Here is an 8,630-nt window from a genome sequence, read left to right as displayed (position 1 = left end):
TTCTTCGATGATGAAGGCGAAGTTGAACTGTCCGGCTTCGCCGGGGGCATCCCAGCACAACTCGCCGGTGATGGGGTTGATCGAAAAGGTGGGCGTTCCTCCACTTTCACTTGATGTGCTGAATCTGGTTGGGTCCTGGTATCCCGTTATAGCCCTGCCTATACAGCCATCATCAGTCAAGGATGTTTGTGGTACACTGAGTCGGTAGGCAAGGCTGTCTCCGTCGGCATCGAAGGCGGCCGGGTTGTGGCAGAACTTCTGGCCCACTCGCCCCGAGTCCAGGGGTGGGTTGAGCATGATGGGCGTGGAGTTGGTCAGCAGAGCAGCATTGATCAGGATCGTTGTCGAGACAAAAAAGCGGATTGCGTCTGAAGGGGCTGGCAGGTTGTTGGTATTTCGGTTCCGAAGGGGGACAGTTATCCCAATGGTATACGTGCCTGGTCCTGAATACGTATGGATAGCCGTATACGAGTTGACCGACGAGGTTTGACTGTTGATGTATACACGGCTGCTTCTTTTGACAGAGAGGGTATTGCCATCGCCGAAACAAAACGTATAAGGCTCTGCCAGGTTGGCCGCTTGCTTTCCGGCAGGCGTTTCGTCGTAATAAGCTGTAAAGGTGATCAGGTAGGTAAGTGAAGTTTGCGAAATGCGTTTCGTCGTAATTTCTCCCGCCCGCACGTGGGAAGCCTGACTGATCGTAGGGCATAGTATGGCCCCCAGCAATAGCCCCCAAATTCCAATACTGTAAACGAATCGCATAGATGTAGATGTTTGCATTCCTCACCTACAACGTTGCAATCGATTAAAAGCGTATTCTTCTGATTCGATTGATTTTGACTGGTATATGCACGCTAATTTCTTCGCGCTTCAGATCTGTGAAACGCAGGGAAAGACGCTGTTGATGAGCTGCTAGACCTTATAAAAGCCCGGACGGTTAACGAGTGTTTTCCAGAAGAAACGAAGAAAAATGCCAACATTTTTCGTGTATGCCCACTGGCTACTCATTTCGGCCCAGGGCGCACGACGATCCCGGATATTGACGGCCATTTTCCAGATAAAGACAACCGGAATCATCAGGATGTAATGCAGAATGAGAACCAGATAGGCTCCAACGCCATACTGCTTACGAACCCAAAGCAACTGCGACACCTGGACCTGCGGTTTGAATCGGTTGATGTGCGTAACTATATGCTGCTGATTGTCTTCGCTACTGCCATATTCGAGGTGGATGAACTTCTCATTGTGCAGCAAAAGCAGTTTTCCCTGCTGGCCAAGCCGATACCCCCATTCGACATCTTCGCCGTACATGAAAAAATTTTCATCTAATTTGCCGGCCCGTTCAATCACCGACTTGCGTGTCATCAGAAATGCGCCTGATAACCATTCGACCTGATCAGGATCGCTAAATTGTGGGTCGGGCATGAGTCGGTAGAGGAACTTCTCTGACGCTACCCCACCCGGCAAAATGTAAAACGCCCGGCGCATCTGCCCGAAAGTAGTGTACAGGTTTGGGCGAAGCTGTCGGTTCGCCATAAGCTGCATGGCGCTCACAGCCGCTACGTCGGGGCGGCTGTCAAGTACCTGAACGCAGTGAGCCAGCACGTTGTCGATCAGAAGCGTATCTGAGTTAAGCAGAAGAATGTAGCGGCCGTTTGCCTCGTCAATACCCTTGTTGTTGGCTCGCGAAAATCCCGCATTATAGCCTGTCTGGAACCAGCGGACATCAGGGTACACCGACTGTATGATCGTCTGACTGTTGTCGTTCGACTGGTTATCGACAATAAGTATTTCAAAACTGACCCCGGTTGTGAACTCATATACTGAGGCTAAACAGTTGAGAATGAGTTGGGGGGTTTTATAATTGACAATAATGATGCTTAAATCAGGCAAAGTGGTTCATGCGCTAGTTGGGTCGTAAAGGTAAGAAGTTTACAGTATACAGTTTATGGTTTACCGTATACGATTTACGGTGGCTAACGCATAAAAATCTAATGCGTCGGCCACCGTAAATCGTAAATAAAATTCTGTAAATGTTAATACAACACCCAGGTATCTTTACCGCCACCGCCCTGCGAGGAGTTAACCACTAGCGAGCCTTTTCGTAAAGCAACCCGCGTCAGGCCGCCCGGTATCACGTTGACATTGTCGCCGTAGAGGATATAAGGGCGCAGATCGACGTGACGGCCTTCGGCATGATCACCCACCAGGCAGGGCACACGCGAAAGTGAAATAGTTGGCTGGGCAATATAGTTTCGGGGATTGGCCTTAATTTTCTGCCGGAACAACTCGTGATCTTCGGAAGAGGCTTTGGGGCCAATCAACATACCATAACCCCCTGCTTCATTGGCTTCTTTAACCACTAATTGTTCGATATTGTCCAGCACATACTGGCAATCTTCTTCCTCCCGGCAGATGTAGGTTCGGACGTTGGGAATGATTGGCTCTTCGCCCAGGTAATACTGGATGATTCGGGGCACGTAGGCATAAATTACCTTGTCGTCAGCGACGCCCGTTCCTGGAGCATTGGCCAATGCCACCCGCCCCCGTTTATATACCTCGAAAATACCGGGTACTCCAATCATCGACTCAGGATTGAAGGCCAGCGGATCGAGGAAGGTATCATCAATACGTCGGTAAATAACGTCGACAATCTGGAAGCCTTTGGTGGTACGCATTTTCACATAGCCACCCGATACAACCAAATCGCGGGCTTCAACCAACTCAACGCCCATTTGCTGAGCCAGATACGAGTGCTCGAAGTAGGCCGAGTTATAAATGCCGGGGGTTAGAACAACCACAGTTGGATTGGGCCGGTCGGCAATGAACTGCAACATCTGAAGCAACCGGGTTGGGTAATCCGATACGGGCCGAACGCCCGTCTGGGTCAGTACTTCCGGGAAGGTTTGCTTAATAAGCTCCCGGTTTTCAAGCATATACGATACGCCGGATGGGCAGCGAAGGTTATCTTCCAGCACCATAAATTGCCCATCGTCACCCCGGATCAGGTCGGTGCCTGTAATATGACACCAGATTCCTTTGGGAGGACGTACACCCAGGCACCCCGGCAAAAACGACTTGCTGGACTCGATAAGGTCGCGGGGCACAACACCATCGTTCAGGATACGCTGTTCATTGTACACGTCGTCCAGAAACATATTGATGGCCTTAATTCGCTGAATGAGACCAGCTTCGAGCCGATTCCATTCGGCCGATTCAATCACACGCGGAATAATGTCGATGGGCATAATCCGTTCTGTACCCTCTCCCTGCGAATACACGTTGAAGGTAATACCCATACTCATCAGGGCACGCTCGGCCGCAAGCTGTCGTCCAATAAAATCTTCGCGGGTTAATTGCTCAACGCGTTGCTGAAAAGGTACATACCCGGCTCGCACCTGCGTTTCGCTGGTGAACATCTCATCAAAAAAATTCTCGGTCTGGTAGTCTGAAAACGAGAAATTAACGCTGGTCTGCCCCTGCGACTGCGTCATTCCATTGAGTGTTTGTGACTGCGATTGGCGGGTATTTTGTTTTTTCATAGAACAATCTATTTATAATCAGGTCGGCAGCCAAATAGTATATTGGCGACTAAAGCATTATGCAAATAAAACGCTTTATACGTAAAAATTTATACGCAAATAGTCACTATTGATAAAGTTCATCGACTGTCGATTCTAAAGCCCTGGCTTTCATCACCTTTTAATCGACCTGAATTGGTAGGCTTGCTAAAATAAACCAAGTACTGGTTTGCAGGTAAGTATTTGTAGGCCAATGGATTAATCTGTTTGCTTATATGGTGGCGCACTAGCGTTACGGTTTTGCGGCTCAGATTTTTTGATCGGCTTTGCAACGGTGAATATACGTTGCACGTACGGCAGAATAGTACCGGCAAACGAATCGGGCTACACCTTATTTTTCAATTTAATTTTTTTAACAAAACCTAATGACTTCCAAAATGAAAACATTGCTTGTGTTCAGTTTTGTGGCTGCTTTAGCTGTGGGGATGAGTAGCTGTAACAAGACATCGGTTGATCCCACCGATACGGATGCATCGGCCCGGACCACCGCAACAACCAGTTCGTCGGCAACGGGACCTCATAGCGTTACGGTGGTTGATGCCGCTAGTTTGCCTACTGCTATCACTACGTATATTACGACAAATTATGCTGGAGCAACCATTAAAGAAGCTCTGAAGGATTCGAGTGGCGATTATGCCGTGGCTATTGTACAGAATAATATACTTAAGCTGCTGGTATTCAAAGCCGATGGTACATTTGTGAAAGAAGCTGACGCTCGCAAGCGTGGTCACCGTGATTCAACCCATCACATGCCGGGAGATTCATTGCATCATCCCAAAGGTGATTCGCTGAACCACCCTAAAGGCGATTCGTTACATCATCCGAAACCAACGGGCCCAATAGCAACAACAGTGGCGGTGTCGAGTCTGCCAGCGGCTATTACAACCTACATCAACACAAACTATGCTGGGGCAACGATTGAAAAAGTCGTTCAGGATGCTAAATCCAGCGATTATATTGTAGCCATTCTGACGTCGGACAAAAAACACGCTTTACTGTTGTTTGGCTCCGACGGAACGTTCAAGAAAGTATTGCTAGGCAAACGATAGATAGCATTATTGAGTACTACTGAGGTGTCCTGAACCCTAAAACGGATGCCCTGATTAACCGCCCTTCTGATTTGAGGCTACTGTATTAGCCCGAATCGGAAGGGCGTTTTTTTTAGGCCTTTCGTAACCCTCTGAAAATTAGGGTAGCATGTTGAATCAGTATATCATAATTGGTCTATAAGAACTTTCTAAGATCAGCTTAAGGCCGTTCTAAGGGGGAATGGGCTCCTTTGTCGGAAATCATACCTATATCAACGTTATGAAAAAGACCACACAATCTGGTAGACGGCTGCTGTTGATGTCGTTAATCGTCGTTTCGATTGGTTCCATTCAGGGATGTAATACGGACTCCAATCGATCCCGTACAGAAGAAGCGATAGAGCAAACTGATGATTCCATTGGCACTACTATGCAGGATGAGGCCAATCAGACAGAGGCTAGGTTTCTTCAGGAACGTGATGAAGCTGTCGCTGATTTGAAAACTCAACGCGATAAGCTTGATCAGGAAATTGATGCGTTACAAAACAAACTGGAGAACAAAAGCGACAAGGCCCAAAAGACGATGAAACAGCAACTAGACAAATTGAAAACCGAACGGGAAGAGCTTGACCGAGACATCGATAAAGCGCAGAATGCCACTCAGGAAGCCTGGCAGGATATTAAGGCAGGCTTTAAGCAGGCAGGGCGTAAAGTAGGGAATGCGTTTGACCGAGCCGAAGATCGTCTCGATGGCGCTACGAATAAGCAATAACCTGTACGAATAGGCTTTTAACTCATTTTCTTACCCTAAATCACTGTTTTGTCATGGATAACACAACAAAAATTAGCTGCAAGGCTTCTCCCAAAGCGGAGGGGTTCGATATACCTCAGCAAGCTATTCAGGATACCGAATGGGTGCAGAAACCAACTGACCCAACGAAACGCGGTGGTGGCCAGATCAGAAAAGGGGAAATTGCCTGGTTCCAAACCGATTTGTTTGGCAGTGGTCCCGACTGGCAACAGGTTCGTTTGAATGATGATACCCTGGGTTATGTAAACCCGCATCATTTTGCAACCGCTGATAGGGACTCTGAACAGTAACCGGCCTCAAGACAGGTAAGATTGTCGTGGCTAATGCCAATCGACAGACAGTCTTTCATGCTAGAGATACAGTAGCTGTCAATATACTCAACGCCTTGAAAATCAAACGTTATTATGTTCAATGCATTATTTGGTGCCCCTCCCATTGCTTTAGACCAACTCTGGCGGCTGGATGAGGGGACACCTAATCTTATTTTATGGGCGGTGCCGATCATGGTTGTGCTGACAGCCGCCGAGATGATCATTTCATATATTCAGGAAAAGCCTTATTATGAAAAATGGGAAACCATCGGGTCCATTCTGGTTGGATTAGGGTCGGTGGCTATTGGAGTTGTCATTAAACTTGTTCTGCTGTATGGTGTGGTGTGGCTCTACAATCAACTGCCCTGGCGGATGGCGTTGCAATGGTGGACGCTCATTCCCTGCTACATCATCTTTGACTTCTTTAGTTATTGGGCGCATCGGGTATCACACGGGCAGCGTTTCTGGTGGGCTACGCACGTTGTTCATCACTCGGGTGAGCACTATAATCTGAGTGTTTCATTTCGGCTGAGCTGGATTCAGTATCTGAAAATTATCTTTCTTCTGCCCGTTGCCTTACTTGGGTTCCACCCGATTATTTTCTTTCTCACGAACCAACTGGCCGTTTTGTTTCAGTTCTGGGTGCATACCGAATATATCCGTCGATTACCAGCCTGGGTAGAATACATTTTTGCGACTCCGTCGAATCATCGGGTGCATCACGGCTCTCAGGAAAAATATATCGATAAAAACTTTGGGGCTACGTTCATTATCTGGGATCGTCTGTTGGGTACCTACCAGCCTGAGGAAGAGCCGCCTATCTATGGTATTACGACCAATATTGGTCAGAAAGCCAATCCATTGCACATCAATTTTCATGAGGTGCTGGATATTATTCGTGATGTTAAATCGGCTAGAGGTTTTCGACGAAAGTGGTTTTTTATTTTCGGTAGCCCCGTTGATGTCGATCAGTATAAAAAACGATTAGCTCAAAAGCAGGATACCTGATCGGTTGTTGAGTAACGCGGGCGGAAACCCGCGCTCTTTGGTTGAAAATTGCGGGTTTCCGCCCACATTACGTCAGTCGGCTCTAATCATTACGTGAGTTGATCAAAAATTTTTCATTGAAACGATAAAAGTTTACAACCAAATCGGTGGCTAATTAGTCATGGTATTAACGATAAACGTATATATACCATGAAAGCTTTTTTTATCACACTTACACTGTTGGTTTTTGGCGTTTCGAGTGCAATGGCCCAAACCGAACGCGGTGGCCGATTGATGGGCGTTAATGTAGGGAATATCACTATTCCAACATCTGGTGGCTCTGGAACGATTATTAGTCTTCAGCCAACGTATGGCTGGTTTGTAGGAGATGGCCTGGCGTTAGGGGCTGGTATCCCATTTCTAAACGTAAGCTCAAACGGTACACGGGCCACTCAGATCGGGATAGCGCCGTTTTTACGGTATTACATTGGCTCCTCCCAGATCAAACCCTTTTTGGGCGCATCGGTTGGAGTCATTAACTCATCGTCATCGTTCAACGGGGGTAATTCTGATTCAAGCACAGATGCTCTCTATAGTTTTACGGGTGGAGTGGCCTTCTTCATCAATCGGTCGGTTAGCTTCGATCTGGGCCTTACCTATACCGGGGGGCAGGGAGCTGCGCTGAACACCTTGCTGGTCGGAACGCCCAACGCCTTGACGCCCAATGTGCCCAAAGCCTTAAATATTACTCTTGGCTTTCAGGTTTACTTCGGGAAGTAGTTAGTAGTGGTAAGCGTTTGTGGTTGACGTAGCATTTGTGCATTCGCCAACCACAAACGTTCGAACCCATTTCTACCACAGATAATGGACTGGATTTTTGATCCGTTCGTCGTAAATCCGTTTTACGGCCGCCATCTGTTCAGGTGTTGGGGCAGGGCGTTCCTGCGCCTGTAAATTGGATGTTAGATGGGCTGGTTTAGAAGCTCCTGGAATAATGCAGCTTACTGCATCGAAGGTTAAAATCCAGCGTAGCGCATCTGGAGCCAGGTTGGCTTCACCCGGAAAAACAGTCTTTAGTTCATCGACGGCGGCTAAACCCGTTTCATAGTCTACACCAGAAAATGTTTCCCCTTTATCGAATGCGGCCCCTTCCCGGTTGAATGTGCGATGATCGGTAGGTGAGAAAGCGGTATTGGCGCTGTAGGTGCCCGTCAATAGGCCACTGGCAAGCGGTACCCGAACAATGATGCCTATATTCCGTCGGCTGGCTTCCTGAAAAAACAACTCGGCCGGACGCTGGCGAAACATATTGAAAATAATCTGGACGGTGGTTACGTTCGGAAACTCAATTGCTTTAAGCCCTTCCTCTACCTTCTCCACGCTTACCCCCAGGTTCTGAATCTTTCCCTCGTCTTTGAGCCGATCAAACAACTCAAAAATTTCGGGGCGGTAGAAGACTTCGGTTGGTGGACAATGCAACTGAATGAGGTCGAGGGTGTCAAGCCCCATATTTTGCAGGCTATCCTCAACAAATTTCCGCAGTGTCTTTGGCTGGTAAGCCTCATTCGTATGCGGTTGTAGTCGTCGGCCACACTTAGTCGCTACATAAATTCGCTCAGAACGTGAACGGACTAGCCGGCCAACGGCTTTCTCACTTTCCCCATCGCCATATACATCGGCCGTATCAATGAAATTAATCCCGGCATCAATGGCTGCATTCAAAATCTGGTCAGCATTGTCATGGCTAAACGGGTCGCCCCATTTGCCTCCAACCTGCCAGGTACCCAGACTAATTTCGGAAATACTAAAACCGGTTTTTCCTAGTTTTCGATAGTTCATAGTAACGCGGACATCCTGCCCGATTTGTTAAAACACTAACTGTGTGGATGGCAGATTGGTCTGCCGCACCACG

At 47.8% G+C, this 8,630-nt stretch carries 8 protein-coding genes and 1 pseudogene; 5 read left to right on the top strand and 4 right to left on the bottom strand.

Annotated elements, in window-relative coordinates:
* From BGO59_RS03035 to BGO59_RS03025, 3 genes and pseudogenes are all read right to left on the bottom strand, one after another.
* A pseudogene (locus tag BGO59_RS03035) lies at positions 1-762 on the bottom strand (gliding motility-associated C-terminal domain-containing protein); the annotation flags it as partial.
* A gap of 150 nt (positions 763-912) precedes the next feature.
* On the bottom strand, positions 913-1,893 hold the full coding sequence (locus BGO59_RS03030; RefSeq protein WP_293680232.1) for a glycosyltransferase family 2 protein: 981 nt from the start codon (positions 1,891-1,893) through the stop codon (positions 913-915).
* A 143-nt stretch (positions 1,894-2,036) separates the two neighbouring features.
* Positions 2,037-3,542 carry a circularly permuted type 2 ATP-grasp protein gene (locus BGO59_RS03025; RefSeq protein ID WP_293680231.1) on the bottom strand — a complete coding sequence of 502 codons (1,506 nt, stop codon included), beginning with the start codon at positions 3,540-3,542 and terminating at the stop codon, positions 2,037-2,039.
* Between the two features lie 416 nt (positions 3,543-3,958).
* Here BGO59_RS03025 and BGO59_RS03020 point away from each other — a divergent pair, with 416 nt between their 5' ends.
* The 5 genes from BGO59_RS03020 (at position 3,959) to BGO59_RS03000 (ending at position 7,498) form a co-directional block, all read left to right on the top strand.
* Positions 3,959-4,630 carry a PepSY-like domain-containing protein gene (locus BGO59_RS03020; RefSeq protein ID WP_293680228.1) on the top strand — a complete coding sequence of 224 codons (672 nt, stop codon included), beginning with the start codon at positions 3,959-3,961 and terminating at the stop codon, positions 4,628-4,630.
* Positions 4,631-4,889: 259 nt separating this feature from the next.
* The gene (locus BGO59_RS03015) at positions 4,890-5,381 is read left to right on the top strand and encodes a hypothetical protein (RefSeq protein WP_293680226.1); all 492 of its coding nucleotides are present in this window, start codon (positions 4,890-4,892) and stop codon (positions 5,379-5,381) included.
* A 53-nt stretch (positions 5,382-5,434) separates the two neighbouring features.
* On the top strand, positions 5,435-5,710 hold the full coding sequence (locus BGO59_RS03010) for a hypothetical protein (RefSeq protein ID WP_293680224.1): 276 nt from the start codon (positions 5,435-5,437) through the stop codon (positions 5,708-5,710).
* A 114-nt stretch (positions 5,711-5,824) separates the two neighbouring features.
* Positions 5,825-6,739, top strand: a complete 915-nt coding sequence (locus tag BGO59_RS03005) for a sterol desaturase family protein (protein WP_293680221.1) — start codon at positions 5,825-5,827, stop codon at positions 6,737-6,739.
* Between the two features lie 189 nt (positions 6,740-6,928).
* Positions 6,929-7,498: an outer membrane beta-barrel protein gene (locus tag BGO59_RS03000; RefSeq protein WP_293680218.1), complete on the top strand. Its 570-nt coding sequence runs from the start codon at positions 6,929-6,931 to the stop codon at positions 7,496-7,498.
* Between the two features lie 72 nt (positions 7,499-7,570).
* Here the strand turns inward: BGO59_RS03000 and BGO59_RS02995 are convergent, their stop codons facing one another.
* Complete coding sequence (locus BGO59_RS02995) at positions 7,571-8,557, bottom strand: aldo/keto reductase (protein ID WP_293680215.1); 987 nt, start codon at positions 8,555-8,557, stop codon at positions 7,571-7,573.
* Positions 8,558-8,630 lie beyond the last annotated feature (73 nt).

This window comes from Spirosoma sp. 48-14 (genome assembly GCF_001898575.1).
Lineage (GTDB): Bacteria > Bacteroidota > Bacteroidia > Cytophagales > Spirosomataceae > Spirosoma.
This window is presented reverse-complemented; position numbering and strand designations above follow the sequence as displayed.